Origin of the sequence: Hallella seregens ATCC 51272 (assembly GCF_000518545.1) — a bacterium.
GTDB classification, from domain to species: domain Bacteria; phylum Bacteroidota; class Bacteroidia; order Bacteroidales; family Bacteroidaceae; genus Prevotella; species Prevotella seregens.
Window position 1 is genome coordinate 37,547 of sequence record NZ_JADU01000020.1, and the last position, 17,304, is coordinate 54,850.

A 17,304-nucleotide genomic window follows, 5' to 3' on the forward strand; every position below is an offset into this window, starting at 1 on the left:
TTCGTTTGTTTCCGTCTTCCCCCTCGTCTTTCCCTCGTCGTCTTTCCGCCTCTCACCTCTTTATATATAGCGTTGCCTACTCATGATGGTAGGGTTCTCCCCGAATGATGGTGCATGCCCGGTAGATTTGCTCGGCAAAGACCAGCCTCACCATCTGGTGGCTGAACGTCATGCGCGAGAGCGACAGCTTTTCGTTGGCCCGCTCGTACACGGCCGGCGAGAAGCCATAGGGGCCGCCAATGAGAAAGACCAGCCGGCGGGCCGTGTTCTGCCGCGCCTGAAGCCACGCGGCAAACTCCACGCTCCGCAGTTCCTGCCCGTGCTCGTCGAGCAATACCAACGTGTCGGAGGGCTGCAGGAGCTTCAATGCAAGCTCGCCCTCGCGCTCCTTTTGCTGGCTTTCCGTGAGGCTTTTGGTGTTCTTGAGTTCGGGAATCACTTTCACCTCGAACGGCATGTAGTGGGCCGTGCGGCCCACGTAGTCGTCGATGCCGGCGGCAAAATGCTTATTGACCGTCCTGCCGATGAGTATAAGTACTGTCTTCATCGCTGTAGATGGTTTTGCCCTTACGTACGGGACAGAGCGTTTCGTCGGGGCTGATGGCCTGATACTGGTCGCGCCGTTTGGGGTTCATGGGGAACCAACCTTTCTCCACACGTTTCTTCTGGGCAAAGATTTCGCCGATGGACCAGAGCAGACTGGCACCCACCACACCCACGATGGACGAGACAATGGTATTCTCGATGAGCAGCGAACAGACGATGCAGACGATGCCTCCCACCAGGAAAAGCCACCACGGTTTGGTGCCCAAATAGTATTCGGTCTTGATGACAATGGGGTGGAAGAATCCGATAATCAGAAAGGTGCAGACGGCAATAATCAGGCCTGTGAAGTACAGCATAGGGTTGGCAGGGTGTTAATGATTGAACGGCAAACCGGGCGCGTGTCCGGTGTAAACGTGCGCAAATTTACGAAAAAATATCCATACGCGTGGGCCTGTTTCCGAAAATAATCACTATCTTTGCCCGTAAACACTTAAATATTAACATTCAACATCAACCATTATGGAAAATAACGCAGAGCTGATTGCCCAGTGTGAGGCAAAAGCCAGGCAGTGGTTGTCGCCCGCTTTCGACGAGGAGACGCGCCGGCAGGTGCAAGCCATGCTTGACAACAACGACAAAACGGACCTTATTGAGAGCTTCTACCGCGACCTGGAGTTCGGCACGGGCGGCCTTCGCGGCATCATGGGCGCCGGCACCAACCGCATGAACATATACGTGGTGGGCATGGCCACGCAGGGTTTTGCCAATTATCTGAAGAAAAACTTTAAGGACAAGCAGCAAATCTCGGCCGTTGTGTGCCACGACTGCCGCAACAACAGCCGCCTGTATGCCGAGACCGTGGCCCACATCTTCTCGGCCAACGGCATCAAGGCCTATATCTTTGACGATCTTCGCCCCACGCCCGAGTGCTCGTTTGCCATACGCCACCTCGGCGCACAGGCCGGCGTGAACATCACGGCCAGCCACAACCCCCGCGAGTACAATGGCTACAAGGCCTACTGGGAAGACGGCGCACAGGTGCTGGCACCCCACGACAAGGGCATCATCGACGAGGTGAACAAGGTGAACATCGACGATGTGAAGTTTGAAGGCAACCCCAATCTGATCCAGATCATCGGCGAAGACATCGATGAGCCCTACCTGCGCCAGATTCGTACCATCTCTATTGACCCCGAGACCATCCGCCGCCAGCACGACCTCAAGATTGTCTACACGCCGCTGCATGGCGCCGGCCGCGTCATGATTCCCCGCTCGCTGGCCTTCTGGGGCTTCGACAACGTGCACTGTGTGCCCGAGCAAATGATTAAGGACGGCAACTTCCCCACCGTGGATCGCCCCAATCCCGAGTTTGCCGAAGCCCTCACACTGGGCCTGCGCGACGCCAAGGCACTGGACGCCGACATTCTCATGGCCAGCGACCCCGATGCCGACCGTGTGGGCATGGCCTGCAAGAACAACAAGGGCGAGTGGGTGCTCATCAACGGAAACCAGACTTGTCTGCTCTTCCTTTGGTACATCATCACCAACCGCCAGGCCACGGGCAAGATGAAACCGACGGACTTCATCGTGAAGACCATCGTGACCACGGAGGTGATTCGCAAGATTGCCGAGAAGCAACACATCGAAATGCGCGACTGCTACACGGGCTTCAAGTGGATTGCCAACGAGATTCGCCTCTCGGAAGGAAAGCAGCAATACATCGGCGGCGGCGAAGAGAGCTACGGCTTCCTGGCCGAGGACTTCGTGCGCGACAAGGACGCTGTGTCGGCCTGCTCGCTGCTGGCGGAGATCTGTGCCTATGCCAAAGACCACGGCAAGACGCTCTACGACATCCTGATGGACATCTACATGGAGTATGGTTTCTCCAAGGAGTTCACCGTTAATGTGGAGCGCCCGGGCAAGAGCGGCGCGGAGGAGATACAGCAAATGATGGTCAACTTCCGCAATAACCCGCCTCAAGACCTCGGCGGTTCCCGCGTAGTGCTGTGGAAGGACTATAAGACGCTCGAGGCCAAAGACGCCCAAGGCCGCACCACGAAGCTCGACATGCCCGAGCCGAGCAACGTGTTGCAGTGGTTCTGCGACGACGATACCAAGGTGAGCGTGCGCCCGTCGGGCACCGAGCCGAAGATTAAGTTCTACATAGAAGTCAAGGCTCCGATGACCTCGGCCGACCAGTATGTGGAGCTCGACCGGCAGGGAGCCGACAAGGTGGAGGCCATCAAGCGCAGCCTCGGCCTGTAACGGGCCGCCGTTCGCTCTCCTGTCAGGGAGCGGCAAGCACGGGAACCGCACTTCGGGTTCCGCTGCTTGCCGCTCCTTTTTTCGTTGGTATTGTCCGTGCAATCGCCTGAACGATTGCCCGGCGGCTTGTCCGGCGTTTGTCTTCAGCCGTTAAACGCGATGCGATGAAGCGTAGATCGCGTTGCGATTACGGCCCAAACGCGCTGCGTTCTGCCCGTAATCGCAACGCGTTTGAACCGCGGACGCAACGCCGCCGGTTGTTGGCGGAATACGCCCGACGCCTTGAGCGCCCCGGGAAATCCAGCCGGCGGTCCATGCAGCCCCCGGTGGGGTCTGTGCCGGGCACGACACATGTCTTTGCCCCGAGGCCGGGATTTAATACTTTCTGCGCAGTGGATGGAGTTGTAGATTCAAGGAAAGGCAATTGCCGGAGTGCTGTTTCCGTCCGATGTGAGCGGGCACAAAAAAGGAGTACCGCTGTACTCCAACCTTGTTAACCTTAAATCTAATACTATGAAAAACACATTGCAAAGATACGTTGTTTAGTCCATAGTTGCAAATAAATGGCCGGAATATAGTGTATTTGTAACATTTATTAGCGCTGGCCTCCCCTAAATTAAGATCTGTTAGCCGTTATCTCTTGAATTTTCGGTATAGTTTCCATCCAAGCATAAAGGCGTCGAAGAGGCCCGCCCCCGTGTTGAGGAGGCTGTTTATGCGCTTGGCACGAGACGCATTCTTGCTCAAAGCCGCGGGCGGACTGAAGAGCGAGTGCCACTGGTTGCGGATTTTGCCATCGTCTTTCAGCATGTCTTTCTGCAGGAGTGACTTGCGAAGCTGAATCTCTTCGATGGTGTTGTAGGAGGCGGGAGAGGAAGGATTGGTGAGCATAAGGCCGGATTGACTTGACGGTTAGCTTAACAGGAGCGAGGCGAGAAACTTGACAAGCGGGCGCTCTATCCATTGCTTGCGAAAGGTGAGGCACAACAAGAGCATCGCCAAGTAGGCGCATGCAATGATGGCAAACGCCGCAACGCCGCCAACAAGCGGCATGAGGGCATAGGCTGCAGCGAAGCTCAGGTAGATCAACATGAGCGAAAGCAGCACGCAGAGTATGGCCATGATGGCGATGGCAGTGAGGATGCGCACCGTCTTTTCCACCATGTCCAGCTTGATGTATTCGCTTTTCAGTCCCACATAGTGCTTGATGGTTTCCACAAGCTGGCCTATGGTCTCTATATTCTGGTCGTTTGAAAACATAACAATTGACGAGGTTTACCTTCATGGTTGAGGCTCTCCGCCGGGCGGCAGAAAGCGAAAGTACGGATGAAACGGAAGACGGGCAGCGGCCCCCTGCTGTGATAGTGGCGTGCCGCTGCCCGTGCCCGTCTTGCGACATAGGAGCTTACTCGGCAGCTTCTACGGCATCTTTGATGTCGTCGACCAAGTCGTTCGCATCCTTGCGGTTGAGCTTGATGTCGTGTTTCTTACAGAAGTCGTCTACTGCGTCTGCGATTTTGCAGCGCGTCTCTTCGCCCTTTTCCGGAGCCAGAAGCAGACCTAAGGCCGCTCCGGCGATGGCACCCCCAAAGAATGCCCCAATGTAACCGATTGCTTTCATATTTTAATCTTTTCGTTAAAGTAAGAAATGTTCTTGTTGCAAATATAGCGATTTCGCGTAAAACGGCAAGGGTTGCGAAAGGTTTTTTTTGTTAAAAGGTGTCTATTTGCCTGATTTAACAAACTTTATGCGCCCTTGTTTTCAGCGTTTATGAATATTTTCGTAATTTCGCACAGCGAATATCAACAACTAAAATACAGAGAAATGAAGAAATTATCGGTAATGGGCATGGCCTTGTGCGTGGCTTTAGCTTTCACCAGTTGCAAACCGCAGGAGAGCGCCTACAAGAAAGCCTACGAGAAAGCCAAGGCTCAAGAAGAACAGTCGCAGGCTTCCCGGCCCGCACAGGAGGAGGCTCCGGTAGTGACTCCGTTGGTGGAAAAACCTGCCAGCCAGACCACGGTTATCAACGTGAACAACGCCACGGTGCGTACTGAAGACGTGACCGTGGTGAGCGGCGCCGGTTTGCAGGCCTACAGTGTGGTGGTGGGCTCGTTCTCGCTGAAAGCCAATGCCGAGGGCATGCAGAACACTTTGAAGCAGGGCGGCTACGACGCCCAGGTGGCTTATAACTCCAGTCTGAACATGTATCGCGTCATTGCGTCTACCTATGCCGACAAGGCACAGGCCGTGCAGAGTCGCGATGCCATCCGCGGCAGCCAGTACAATCCGAAGAGCGACGCTTGGTTGCTGTTCAAGAAATAAGGTTTGGGCCGAGACAACGACAAGACTTTTGCATATTTGGCAAGGATACTATCCATAGACTATGGCAAGAAACGTACGGGGCTGGCGGTGACCGACCCCCTGCAACTCATTGCCAACGGTCTGACAACAGTGGAAACCAAAGACCTGTTCGACTTTCTCTCGCAGTATGTGGTGCGGGAGGAGGTCGAACAAATTGTTATCGGCAAGCCCATGCAGACCAGTGGGCAGCCCTCGGAGAACCTGGCGAGGGTGGAAAATTTTGTGGGCAGATGGCGCAATGCCCACCCCGCGATTCCCATCGATTATTATGACGAGCGCTTCACTTCGGTGCTGGCCCACCGGGCCATGATAGAGGGCGGAGTCAAAAAGAAAGCCAGGCGTGAGAACAAAGGGCTTGTAGACGAGATTAGCGCCACGATTATTCTTCAGGATTACATGAACTCAAGAAAATGATATTACCTATCTATACTTACGGCCAACCCGTGCTGCGAAAGGTGGCCCAGGACATTCCCGCGGACTATCCCGACCTGAAACAGTTCATCGCCGACATGTACGAGACGCTCGAGGCCTCGTCGGGCGTGGGGCTGGCAGCCCCCCAGGTGGGCAAGTCCATCCGGGTGGTGGTGATCGATCTGGATGTGCTGAAAGAGGATTTGCCCGAGTATGCCGGGTACCGACACGCGTTCATCAACGCCCATATAGTGGAAGTAGACACCAAGTCGAAGCGGGAAACCATGGAGGAGGGCTGCCTTTCCATCCCCGGACTTAGCGAGAATGTGACCCGCTACTCCCGCATTCATGTGCAATATCTGGACGAGGAACTGCAGCCGCACGACGAATGGGTAGAGGGCTATCTGGCCCGCGTGATGCAGCATGAGTTCGATCACCTGGAGGGAACGATGTATGTAGACCGGGTGACACCCCTGCGCAAGCAGCTCATCCGAAACAAGCTGCGCGGCATCATGCAGGGCAAATTCCACTGCAACTATCGGGTGAAGTCCAGTCGTAAGTAGTTTTTCTTTCCTCCTTTTACTTTTTTTCAGGCATGAAGCGCAACATCATCGTCATGCTCATGGCGTTACTGGCCACCGTCAGGGCGGGTGCCCAGTACAATGTGGACCGGCTGATTACCAGCGGCGAGGTGGCCTTGCACTATGAAGATTATGTGCTCTCCATCCAGTATTTCAACAAGGTGCTGGCACTGAAGCCCTATCTGTGGCTGCCGTGGTACGACCGTTCGGTGGCCAAGTTCTATTTGGATGACTACGTGGGGGCTGAGCAGGATGCCACCAAGGCCATAGAATTGAATCCCTATATTGAGCAGATACTCGACCTGCGCGCCATCTCGCGCATCCGTCAGGAAAAATATGAGGAGGCCATCGGCGACTACACTAAGGCCATCAGACTGAATCCGTTGGTGTCGAGTTTCTGGCTCAACCGGGCCATCTGCCGTCTGAACGTGAAAGACTACGACCAGGCGCTGCTCGAAGCTGACACAATTATCCAGCGTTGGGCCAACGTAGCCACCAGCTATTCGCTCAAAGCGGAGGTCTATCTGAACAAGCGCGACACCGCGCAGGCCGACACATGGCTGGCCAAAAGCCTGGCCGTCGACCCCTACAATGCCGATGCCTGGACCACGCGCTCGTACATTGCCCTGAACCGCCGCCAGTGGCACGTGGCCGATACTTGCCTGAGCAAGGCCATTCACCTGCGGCCAAAATTGGCAAACAACTATGTGAACCGCGCTCTTGCACGGCTCAACACCAACAATCTTAGGGGGGCCATGGCTGATTATGACATGGCCATCGACCTGGAACCCAACAACTTTCTGGCCCACTACAACCGCGGACTGCTCCGCGTGCAACTGGGCGACGACAACCGGGCCATCAGCGACTTCGACTTCGTCATCCGGATGGAGCCGCAGAATTTCATGGCCATCTACAACCGTGCCCTGCTCAACGACAAGGTGGGAGACCTGCGGGCCGCCATCCGCGACTACACCGCCGTGATAGATCAGTTTCCTAACTTCTGGGCCGGATTGAGTAGCCGCGCCCGCTGCTACCGGCGGCTGGGCATGACGGCCAAGGCCGAAATGGACGAGTTTCGCATTTTCAAGGCACAGATGGACAAGCGCGTCGGCATACAACAGCGGTGGAGCAACAAGAAAATCAAGGAGATGCGCAAGCGGTCTGAGGTGGACATGGACAAATACAGCAGCATCGTTGTGGAGGACAAGCCGCGGGTGGAGCACGAGTACAAGAGCCAGTATCGCGGCGCGATTCAGAACCGCGACGTAGACGTAGCCTTGCTGCCCATGTATCAGCTGTCGTATTTCAGCTACGGCAACGGCGTGCGGGGCTATGAGGCCTACGACCCGGAGGTGGACGGTTTCAACAGCAAGCGCGACCCCTTGCACCGGCTCACGCTCACGTGCAACCAGAGCCGCGAGAAGCTCACCGACGTGCAGTCCCGGCAGATTTTCCAGCTCATCGACGCCCTCAGCGAGGGCATCGGCGTGGAGAAAGACCAGCGTGTGCGTACCGCGCTCCTGCTGCAACGTGCCGTGGCCTATGCCGAGGCCCAGAACTACAGCGATGCACTGGCCGATTTGGACGACTATCTGGCTGTCGAGCCCGGCTCGGTCATCGGCCGATGGGAGCGTGCCGTGTGTCAGGCCATGCAGAACAGCTACGACGCCTCCAAGGGACAGAATGTGAGTTTGAAGGCTGCCCAGGCCGAGGGCGACTTTGCTGAGGCCCTCAAACTGGCCCCCAAGAATGCCTATCTGTACTTCGACCGGGGCAATCTGATGGCTGAGGGCAAGCATTACGACCGTGCCATCGACGACTATACCCGTGCTATCCAGATCGATCCGCGTCTGGCCGAGGCGTATTACAACCGGGGCGTGGTGCGCTGTCAGGCCGGGCACACCCAGGCCGGACTGGCCGACCTGAGCAAGGCCGGCGAGCTGGGGCTCTACGATGCCTATGCACTGGCCAAGCGGCTGGCCAAGGACAAATAGGCCCGACAGGGGAAATAAAAACCACGCTTTCATGGCCCCGTTCCGAAAATATATAGTACTTTTGTGGCGATTTCAATAAAACTAATTTGTAATATGGTTAAAATCACATTTCCTGACGGCTCTGTCCGCGAATACGAACAGGGGGTCACGGGTCTTCAAATCGCAGAGAGCATCTCGCCAGCTCTCGCCCGCGACGTTGTATCTTGCGGGATCAACGGCGAGACTACAGAACTGAATCGCCCCATCAATGCCGATGCCACCATCGCCCTCTACAAGTTTGACGACGAAGAAGGCAAGCACACGTTCTGGCACACCTCCGCCCATTTGCTGGCCGAGGCCCTGCAGGAACTCTATCCTGGCATTCAGTTCGGCTTCGGTCCGGCCATAGATAATGGCTTCTTCTACGATGTCATGCCGGCCGACGGACAGGTCATTTCCGAGAACGACTTCCCCAAAATAGAGGAGAAAATGCGCGAGCTGGCCAAAAAGAACGAGCCGGTGGTGCGCCGCGAAGTACCCAAGGCCGAGGCCGTGGCCGAGTTCAAGGCCGACGGGCAGGCCTATAAGGTGGAGCATATTGAGCAGGATCTCGAAGACGGCACCATCTCTACCTATACCCAAGGCCGCTTCACCGACCTGTGTCGTGGCCCTCACCTCATGAGCACGGGGCCCATCAAGGCCATCAAGATTACGAGCGTGGCCGGCGCTTTCTGGCGCGGCGACGCCAAGCGCGACCAGATGACGCGCATCTACGGCATCACTTTCCCCAAGAAGAAGATGCTCGACGAGTACCTTGTGATGCTTGAGGAGGCCAAGAAACGCGACCATCGCAAGATAGGCAAGGAGATGGAACTCTTCATGTTTTCCGACCGCGTGGGCAAGGGCTTGCCCATCTGGCTGCCCAAAGGCACCCAGTTGCGGCTGCGGTTGCAGGAGATGCTGCGCCGGTTGCTCAAGCCTTACAACTATCAGGAGGTCATCACGCCGGGCATTGGCGGCAAGAATCTCTACATCACCTCCGGCCACTACGCCCACTATGGCAAGGACGCTTTCCAGCCCATTCACACCCCCGAGGAGGACGAGGAGTACATGCTCAAGCCGATGAACTGCCCCCATCACTGCGAGGTGTACGCCCGCAAGCCCCGCTCGTACAAGGATCTGCCGCTGCGCATTGCCGAGTTTGGCACGGTGTTCCGCTACGAAAAGAGCGGCGAGCTGCACGGACTCACCCGTGTGCGCACGTTCACTCAAGACGATGCCCACATCTTCGTGCGGCGCGAACAGGTGAAGCGCGAGTTTGAAAACAATATCGACATCATCCAGAAAGTGTTCAATACATTCGGCTTCGACAACTACGAGGCGCAGATTTCACTGCGCGACCCGAAGGACACCGAGAAGTACATCGGCTCCGACGACATCTGGGAGGAGAGCCAGAATGCCATCCGCGAGGCCTGTCGCGAAAAGGGAATGAAGGCCAGCGAGGAGGTTGGCGAGGCCGCTTTCTACGGTCCAAAGCTCGACTTTATGGTCAAGGACGCCATCGGTCGGCGCTGGCAGCTGGGCACCATTCAGGTGGACTACAACCTGCCGCAGCGTTTCAAGCTGGAGTACACCGCCGAGGACAATTCCAAGGAAACGCCCGTGATGATCCACCGCGCCCCGTTCGGCTCGCTCGAGCGCTTCACTGCCGTGCTCATAGAGCACACGGCAGGGCACTTCCCCCTCTGGCTCACGCCCGACCAGGTGGCCATCCTGCCCATCTCGGAGAAGTACAACGATTACGCCCTCAAGCTCAAGACCTATTTTGATTCCCGCGACATCCGGGCCTATATAGACGACCGCAATGAGAAGATTGGCCGCAAGATTCGCGACAATGAGCTCAAGCGCGTGCCCTATATGCTCGTCGTGGGTGAAAAGGAAGCGGCCGAAGGCCTCGTGTCCATGCGCAAGCAAGGCGGTGGCGAACAGGCCACCATGTCCATGCAGGACTTTGCCCAGCGTATCAACAACGAGGTGGCCGAGCAGCTGAAGACGCTGGACTAATGTTCAATTCTAAATTCAGAATTCAAAATTCAAAATTACACGGAGGGTCTTAAGTTGTTGAACGTTGCAGTTCTGAATGCTGGATGAATCATCAACAAAACACGGTCTCTCTCATAAAAATGGCTTTCAGCACCTGCTGAAAGCCATTTTTTTGCCGGTTCAACGTTTTGTCCTTGGACGAAAGCCATTTTTTTGCCGGTTCAGCGTTTCGCCCAGGGGCGAAAGCCATCTTTTTGTCGGTTCAGCGTTTCGTCCTTGGGCGAAAGCCATTTTTATGCCGGTTCAACGTTTTGTCCTTGGACAAAAGCCATTTTTTTGCCGGTTTAGCGTTTCGTCCCTGGGCGAAAGCCATTTTTGCAGCCTCTCTGCAATGCAGGGGCAGCCCCCGCGTGTACCCACAACCGCCCATGGGAATCATTGCGAATGGCAGACAAACGGAACAAAAAACAGGGGGGCGCTTAACCCATGAACAGGCTTGCACCATAGAGGAGCACGTAGTATCGGAAGATCTTGCCCAGTGTCATGCTCACCAGCGAAATGAACAAGTTGGCCCGCATGAGCCCCAGTGTGATGGTGATGGCCGACCCCAGAATGGGCAGGAAAGCAAAGAAGCCCATCCATGCGCCGTGCCCGGCCATGAAGCGCGAGGCCCGGTCGAGGCTTTGCTGGCTGACGTGCAGGTAGCGTCCTATCCACTCAAGTTTGCCCATTCGGCCGACGCCGTAGTTCAGCAGGGAGCCCAACACATTGCCTATCGTGCCATAGACCACCAACATCGTGGCATCCAGGCCGGCGGCCAACAGCCCCAACATGACGGCTTCACTGCTGAATGGGAGAAAGCTGCCGGCGAAAAAGGCCGCCAGCAGCATGCCCCAGTAGCCATAGTTTATGAGAAGATCGGTGATGGCATCCATAGATTATAGGCGGTGATGAGCACGGCCAGCGTCACGATGACGAGGAAGCAGATGTTGGAAAGACGCGAGTGGGCAAGGGCCAGATAGTGCCCGATGAGAGGCGCGGTGGTGACAATCGCCATGCCCAAGAGCGGGTCGAAGTGCTGCGGTTGCAGTATCATGAAGATGAAACTGCATGCAGTAAGCGTGATGAACAGCTCGTAAATCATGCGCGTGCGAATCTTGTCTTGATAGCTGTAGAGCAGGAAATGTCCCCCGCCAACAAGGGCCAGCACAAGCACGAATATGGCTGTCACCAGCCGGTGTTCGTCGAGTATGGAGAGGTCGAACGGCATGCCCAGCTGCAACAAGCCGACGAAATGGTCGCCCAGAGCCTGGAGACAGCCCGTGTAGAACCTGTAGGCCGCCACAAACCAATAGGGAGTCAGCAGTCCCAGAATGGAGGCAAAGAAGGTGCGGCCACTGAATGCCAGCACATTGGTGGCCAGCAACACCCACAGCACCGGGACAAAAAACAGAATCTGGACAAACGCCATGCTGGCCACGCCGATGGCTATAAAGGCATAAAACACCTGCCCCGAGGCCGTTTGATTCTGGTAAGCCCGGAACAGAAAAATGAAGAAGACGATGTACGAAAGCTGCGTCACACCCACCCCCATGGAGGGCAGGAGGAAAGCCGCCGTTGTGGTCAGCACGAGAAAAGAACACGACACCGTGCGGCTGTAGATACGGATGAGGCTGTTGGCATTGTTGAGTTCCACCATCATCAGGGCAGAGACAACCAGCAGCAACACCTGCACCCACAGCTGCCGTGTGAGAAGCCCTGCCGCCAGACAGACCGCCACGGCATAGCCTGCCGTGGCGGGAAGCGTCCTGCGTGATTGTGCTATCCTGTTCTGTATTCTTTTGTTCATGCGGGGTCGGTCTACAAGTCTTGACCGATGTCTCTTCTGAAATATTTGTCGGTGAACTGAATTTTCTGGGCCTCGGAGAAGCTCTTGCGCAGTGCCTCCTCCTTGTCGTGTCCATAGGACGAGACTGCAATGACACGCCCGCCATGGGTCACCACCTGCCCGTTTTTCAGAGCTGTGCCGGCATGGAAGACGATGCTTCCCTCCACTTGGTCTATGCCGCTGATGGGATAACCTTTCTTATAGGCCCCGGGATAACCGCCGCTCACCAGCATCACGCAGACGGCTGCACGCGGGTCGAACTCCACCTTGCGGGTGTCCAGACGGCCTTCGGCCACGCCCTCGAACAGGTCCACGATGTCGCTTTTCAGGCGGAGCATCACGCTTTCGGTCTCCGGGTCTCCCATGCGGCAGTTGTACTCGATGACCATGGGCTCGCCCCCGACATTAATCAGGCCAAAGAAAATAAACCCTTTGTAGTCGATGCCTTCTGCTGCCAGTCCGTCCACCGTCGGCCGGATGATGCGGTCTTCCACCTTTTGCATCCACTCGGGGGTGGCAAAGAGCACGGGGCTCACGCTGCCCATGCCGCCCGTGTTCGGCCCCGTGTCGTGTTCGCCGATGCGCTTGTAGTCCTTGGCCTCGGGCAGAATCTGATAGTGACGGCCGTCGGTCAGCACAAACACCGAGCACTCGATGCCCGAGAGGAACTCCTCGACGACCACCTTGGCCGACGCGTTGCCAAACCTGCCGCCGAGCATTTCGCGCAGCTCACGCTTGGCTTCGTCGAGTGTCGGCACGATGAGCACCCCCTTGCCGGCTGCCAGTCCGTCGGCCTTGAGCACGTAAGGAGCCTTGAGCGTCTCCAGAAACTTGACGCCCTGCTCTACGGTGGTGCCGTCGAACGTCTCGTAGGCAGCCGTAGGGATGTGGTGGCGTTTCATGAAAGCCTTGGCAAAATCCTTGCTTCCCTCGAGCATGGCACCGGCTTTGGACGGACCGATGACGGGGATGGCGGCCGTCCGTGCATCGTCTCTGAAGGCATCGTAAATGCCGTTGACCAACGGGTCTTCAGGGCCCACGACCACCATGTCCACGTGGTGGCTCAGGGTGAAGTCCTTGAGACGCTCGAAGTCGTTCACGCCGATGGCCACATTCTCGCCGGCAGCTTGTGTCCCGGCATTGCCCGGAGCGATGTACAGCTGTTCGCATTTCTCACTTTGGGCAATCTTCCACGCCAGTGCGTGCTCCCGACCGCCACTTCCTAAAAGCAGTATCCTCATATTGTCTTTGAACTTTTATTCCTTTGAACTTTCTACTTTGAACCTTGAACATTGAGTTTTGAGCTTTGCCCTCCCGCGCCGGAATCAACCCGTCGCGCGAGCATCAAGTTCAATGCCCAGGACTACAGGTTGTCGTCGAAATACCGGCTGATGCGCTCGTGCAGATGGGTGGACTGGTGTCCGCGCATGTTGTGGGGCTCGCCGGGATAGACGAAGAAGTCGGGCTGCGTGCCGGCCCCGATGCAGGCTTTGAGGAAGCTGAACGCATGCTGCGGCACCACCACGGGGTCGTTCAGCCCGATGATGATCTGCAGTCGTCCTTTCAGTTCCTTGGCCTTGGGCAGCAGACTGCTGGCCGCGTAGCCCTCGGGGTTGGTCTGCGGCGTGTCCATATAACGCTCGCCGTACATCACTTCGTACCACTTCCAGTCGATGACCGGGCCGCCGGCCACGCCCACTTTGAACACGTCGGGGTGGGTAGTCATCAGGTTGATGGTCATGAAGCCGCCGAAACTCCAGCCGTGCACGCCCATGCGGTCGGCGTCCACGTAGGGCAGCGACTTCAGAAACTTCACCCCTTCCATCTGGTCGGCCACCTCGTTGTCGCCGAGATGGCGGAACGTGGCCTGCTCGAAAGCCTTGCCCCGGTTCTCGCTTCCGCGGTTGTCGAGGATGAAGAGCAGGTAGCCTTTCTGGGCCATGTAGGTCTCCCAGCCCCGGCTGGCCCAGTGCCAGCGGGCGTCCACGTTGTGGGCATGGGGGCCTCCATACACGTAGACGATGGTGGGATATTTCTTCGCGGGGTCGAAGCCCACGGGCATCACCATGCGGTAATACAGGTCGGTCTGCCCATCGGCCGCCTTGATGGTGCCGCTCTTGTATTCGGGAACGGCGTATCCCTGCCAGGGGTCGTCGGCCGTGAAGTATCGCCGGGACTTGTGCGAGTCCAGGTCGATGATGTCTATATTGCGTGGCACGTCGGGTTCCGAGTAGCTGTCGCAAAGGTAGCTGCCGCTGCCGCTCAGGCTGGCCGAGTGCCATCCGCGGCCGTTGTCAAGCAGCGTGCGTCGGCCCGTCTTGAGATTGACCATCCATGTGTTGCGCTGCAGGGGGCTGCACTCGTTGGACGCATAGACCACCGCGTGCTGCTTTTCGTTGAATCCCAGCACCTCCATCACCACCCACGGGCCGCTGGTGAGCTGGCTCACGAGCCGGCCATCACGGCGGTACAGGTAGAGATGGTTGTAGCCGTCGCGCTGGCTTTGCAGCACAAACAGACTGCTGTCCCAGGGCAGGAACCGGATGGGGTGCAGGGGCTCCACATACTTGTCGTCGGTCTCGCGCCAGAGCTCGGCCAGCCGTTTGCCCGTGGCAGCCTCGTAGCTCACCAGCCGGCAGTCGTTCTGGTCGCGGTTCAGCTCGAAGAGAAACACCGTCTTCGAGTCGGGGCTCCAGGCGGGATTGGTGAAGTAACGGTCGGTGGGGTCGCCGCCTTGCAGATATGCTGTGCGTCCCGTCGCGGTGTCGTACACGCCGATGGTCACCTTGTGCATCGGCTCGCCGGCCATGGGATACTTGGTGGGGGCGGGGGTGGCGATGCGGCTCTGGCCGGGCGCGGGCTTCCAGTCCACCTCGGGAATATCCGTCAGCGGATAGTCGGTCACCATGCTCTGGTCCATGCGTGTGAACATCAGCTTCTTGCCGTCGGGGCTCCAGAAGGTGCCTTTCTCGTAGCCAAACTCGTCGCGGTGCACGCTCGTGCCGTAGAGCACGTCGTGCGAACCATCGGTCGAGAGCTGCCGGTCGCCGTTGTCGCCGGCCGTTGTCGCTGTGCGCACAAAGAGATTATGGCCACCCTCTTCGGTGTAGGCCATGAAGCGCGAGGCGGCGTTCCAGTCGCTGTTCCCGGCACCGGCCGTGCTCTGACTGAACACCACGGCATGCTTTCTGAAGTCCACCAGCACCCGTTGCGCCCCGGCCTCCACCATCACGAGCGGCTTGCCGGGGTAGGGGAACGAGGCATGGTAGAGGGCATGCAGCCGGTTCTCGCCGTCGGTGCCCATCCATTTGTTCATCTGGTCGAGGGTGAAGAGCGTGCGTTCCCGGCCCGTCTTCTTGTCCACGAGGCAGCACTGCTCCACGTCCAGCCGCACCAGCTCGTCGCCCCACCACGTGGTCCAGCGGTTGCGGGGCGTCATGTTGTGGTAGTTCGTGCCGCCGAAGTTCAAGTCTTCCAGCGTGAACTGCTTGCCGCCGGCCTGTGCGGCGGCGGGGGCTGCCGGCCCGATGATGCTCGTCATGACCATCAATGCCTTGACCATCCAACTGTTAGTCTTCATCTTCAAAGCGTCTGTCGCGTCCAAATTTGCTGCCGCCGTGGCGGTCGCCTCCCTTGAAGCCCTTGCCGCCGCGGCCCTTGAAGTCGTCGTCGCGGCGGCGGTTCTTGAAGTCGTCCCGACCCTTGAAGCCGCCGCGGCTGCCTCCGAAGCCTCCGTCGCGGCGGCGGCCCCCGAAGTCGTCACGGCCCTTGAAGCCGTCCCGGCCGCCCCTGAAGCCCTCGCGCTCCCCCTTGAAGCCCTCGCGTCCCTTGAAGCTGGCGCGGCGGTCTTCGCGCTCGCGGCGGGCAAACACGGCGTCGTCGTGGCTCAACGAGTGGAAAGTGAACGAGCGGATGTCGCCCTCCTCGTTGGATTCGTTGGATTCCAGGCGCATCTTGAACTCGCGGTTCTTCTTGAAACGGTGCTTCTGCGCCATCTCGCGCTTCTCTTCTTCGGTCTTCACCACGCCGCCCTCGTGGCGGAATTCGCGCATCTTGCCGTCGAAGAGCGCGTATTTGCGGAACTCGCACTCCAGGCTGCCGTTGAACACCGGAATCTTGATGCTGGGCTTCAGACCTATCTGTTCAAAGCATTCCTCGCGGTAGCTCAGTATCCAGGCCTCGTTGCCGCCGAACTCATGCTTCAGCCGTTCGCCTATCATTTTGTAGGTGCCGAGCAGGTTGGGTGTGGAGATGCGCTCGCCATAAGGCGGATTCATCACGATGATGCTCTTCTCGGCGGGCTTGGTGAAGTCCTTGAAATCCTGCTGTTCGATGGTTACCTCCTTGGACAGGCCGGCGGCCCTCACGTTGAGACGAGCCGTATTTACGGCCTTCATGTCCACGTCGTAGCCATAGATGTGGTGCCCGAACTCACGCTCTTGCGAGTCGTCGTTGTAGATGGAATCGAAGAGATTCTGGTCAAAGTCCACCCATTTCTCAAAGGCAAATCCCTTGCGGAATACGCCCGGCGAGATGTTGCGGGCAATGAGTGCGGCCTCCACGGCCAGCGTGCCCGAGCCGCACATGGGGTCGATGAGGTCGCAGTCGCCCTTCCATCCCGTCATGAGAATCATGCCGGCAGCCAGCACTTCGTTGAGCGGGGCCTCGACACTCTCCTGGCGGTAGCCGCGGCGGTGCAGGCTTTCGCCGCTTGAATCGAGGCTCAGCGTGGCGTCGTCGTCGGCAATATGGATGTGCAACCGCAGGTCGGGATTGCTCACCGAGATGTTGGGACGGTCGCCGGTCTTCTCGCGGAACTGGTCGACGATGGCGTCTTTCACCTTGTAGGTCACGAAACGCGAGTTGCGAAACTCCTCGGAATACACCACGGAGTCCACCGAAAAGGTCTTGCCCTTGAGTATATATTCGCTCCAATCTATCTTCTGCACCTCGTCGTACACCTCTTCGGCCGAGCGGGCCTTGAAGTGGCGGATGGGTTTCAGGATGCGGATGGCTGTGTGCAGCTGGAAGTTGGCACGGTACATCATTTCCTTGTCGCCGGTGAATGATACCATGCGTCTGCCGATTTGTACGTTGTTTGCGCCCAACTGGGTGAGCTCTTGGGCCAAGACTGGCTCCAAGCCCATGAAAGTCTTGGCTATGAGTTCAAATTCCATTTTGTTTGAATTGTGATATTGTGGTTCCTTGGTCTTCGTCTCCAACGGCGGCGGT

17 protein-coding genes are annotated in these 17,304 nt (G+C 57.6%); 7 read left to right on the forward strand and 10 right to left on the reverse strand.

Annotated elements, in window-relative coordinates:
- Positions 1–76 precede the first annotated feature (76 nt).
- Together rlmH and L888_RS0107895 are read right to left on the reverse strand one after the other, a co-directional pair.
- A complete protein-coding gene (gene rlmH, locus L888_RS0107890) occupies positions 77–547 on the reverse strand; it encodes a 23S rRNA (pseudouridine(1915)-N(3))-methyltransferase RlmH (protein WP_027952502.1) in 471 nt (156 codons plus the stop codon).
- On the reverse strand, positions 507–902 hold the full coding sequence (locus tag L888_RS0107895) for a DUF4491 family protein (RefSeq protein ID WP_027952503.1): 396 nt from the start codon (positions 900–902) through the stop codon (positions 507–509). The genes rlmH and L888_RS0107895 overlap by 41 nt, the downstream gene beginning before the upstream one ends.
- A gap of 163 nt (positions 903–1,065) precedes the next feature.
- On the opposite strand from L888_RS0107895, the gene L888_RS0107900 reads away from it, so the two are divergent.
- Positions 1,066–2,811, forward strand: coding sequence for a phospho-sugar mutase (locus L888_RS0107900; protein ID WP_027952504.1), 1,746 nt, complete (start codon positions 1,066–1,068; stop codon positions 2,809–2,811).
- Positions 2,812–3,444: 633 nt separating this feature from the next.
- On the opposite strand, the gene L888_RS0107905 is transcribed toward L888_RS0107900, so the two are convergent.
- The 3 genes from L888_RS0107905 to L888_RS0107915 all read right to left on the reverse strand — a co-directional run bounded on the left by L888_RS0107905 (position 3,445) and on the right by L888_RS0107915 (position 4,432).
- Positions 3,445–3,702 carry a hypothetical protein gene (locus L888_RS0107905; RefSeq protein WP_005846501.1) on the reverse strand — a complete coding sequence of 86 codons (258 nt, stop codon included), beginning with the start codon at positions 3,700–3,702 and terminating at the stop codon, positions 3,445–3,447.
- Positions 3,703–3,723: 21 nt separating this feature from the next.
- Positions 3,724–4,071, reverse strand: a complete 348-nt coding sequence (locus L888_RS0107910) for a phage holin family protein (RefSeq protein ID WP_005846499.1) — start codon at positions 4,069–4,071, stop codon at positions 3,724–3,726.
- A 145-nt stretch (positions 4,072–4,216) separates the two neighbouring features.
- Complete coding sequence (locus tag L888_RS0107915; RefSeq protein ID WP_005846498.1) at positions 4,217–4,432, reverse strand: YtxH domain-containing protein; 216 nt, start codon at positions 4,430–4,432, stop codon at positions 4,217–4,219.
- 204 nt (positions 4,433–4,636) lie between these two features.
- Here L888_RS0107915 and L888_RS0107920 point away from each other — a divergent pair, with 204 nt between their 5' ends.
- From L888_RS0107920 to L888_RS14670, 6 genes are all read left to right on the forward strand, one after another.
- Entirely contained in the window at positions 4,637–5,137 is a 501-nt protein-coding gene (locus L888_RS0107920; RefSeq protein WP_015310380.1) for an SPOR domain-containing protein, read from the forward strand.
- Between the two features lie 36 nt (positions 5,138–5,173).
- A complete protein-coding gene (gene ruvX, locus L888_RS0107925) occupies positions 5,174–5,590 on the forward strand; it encodes a Holliday junction resolvase RuvX (protein WP_027952505.1) in 417 nt (138 codons plus the stop codon).
- Positions 5,587–6,150 (forward strand): peptide deformylase, encoded by a 564-nt coding sequence (gene def, locus L888_RS0107930; protein WP_005846491.1) that lies wholly within the window; start codon positions 5,587–5,589, stop codon positions 6,148–6,150. The genes ruvX and def overlap by 4 nt, the downstream gene beginning before the upstream one ends.
- Before the next feature lie 32 nt (positions 6,151–6,182).
- A complete protein-coding gene (locus tag L888_RS0107935) occupies positions 6,183–8,162 on the forward strand; it encodes a tetratricopeptide repeat protein (RefSeq protein WP_027952506.1) in 1,980 nt (659 codons plus the stop codon).
- Between the two features lie 93 nt (positions 8,163–8,255).
- The gene (thrS, locus tag L888_RS0107940) at positions 8,256–10,205 is read left to right on the forward strand and encodes a threonine--tRNA ligase (RefSeq protein WP_005846487.1); all 1,950 of its coding nucleotides are present in this window, start codon (positions 8,256–8,258) and stop codon (positions 10,203–10,205) included.
- 76 nt (positions 10,206–10,281) lie between these two features.
- Positions 10,282–10,674, forward strand: coding sequence for a hypothetical protein (locus tag L888_RS14670; protein WP_169732673.1), 393 nt, complete (start codon positions 10,282–10,284; stop codon positions 10,672–10,674).
- On the opposite strand, the gene L888_RS0107945 is transcribed toward L888_RS14670, so the two are convergent.
- From L888_RS0107945 to L888_RS0107965, 5 genes are all read right to left on the reverse strand, one after another.
- Complete coding sequence (locus L888_RS0107945; RefSeq protein ID WP_005846483.1) at positions 10,664–11,119, reverse strand: YqaA family protein; 456 nt, start codon at positions 11,117–11,119, stop codon at positions 10,664–10,666. The two genes, L888_RS14670 and L888_RS0107945, sit on opposite strands and share 11 nt — an antisense overlap.
- Positions 11,092–12,033, reverse strand: coding sequence for a hypothetical protein (locus tag L888_RS0107950; RefSeq protein WP_027952507.1), 942 nt, complete (start codon positions 12,031–12,033; stop codon positions 11,092–11,094). Before L888_RS0107950 ends, L888_RS0107945 begins: the two co-directional genes overlap by 28 nt.
- Positions 12,034–12,044: 11 nt before the next feature.
- Positions 12,045–13,313 (reverse strand): phosphoribosylamine--glycine ligase, encoded by a 1,269-nt coding sequence (gene purD, locus L888_RS0107955; protein ID WP_027952508.1) that lies wholly within the window; start codon positions 13,311–13,313, stop codon positions 12,045–12,047.
- A 122-nt stretch (positions 13,314–13,435) separates the two neighbouring features.
- Positions 13,436–15,652, reverse strand: coding sequence for a S9 family peptidase (locus tag L888_RS0107960; RefSeq protein WP_027952509.1), 2,217 nt, complete (start codon positions 15,650–15,652; stop codon positions 13,436–13,438).
- Entirely contained in the window at positions 15,642–17,249 is a 1,608-nt protein-coding gene (locus L888_RS0107965) for a THUMP domain-containing class I SAM-dependent RNA methyltransferase (RefSeq protein WP_027952510.1), read from the reverse strand. Before L888_RS0107965 ends, L888_RS0107960 begins: the two co-directional genes overlap by 11 nt.
- Positions 17,250–17,304 lie beyond the last annotated feature (55 nt).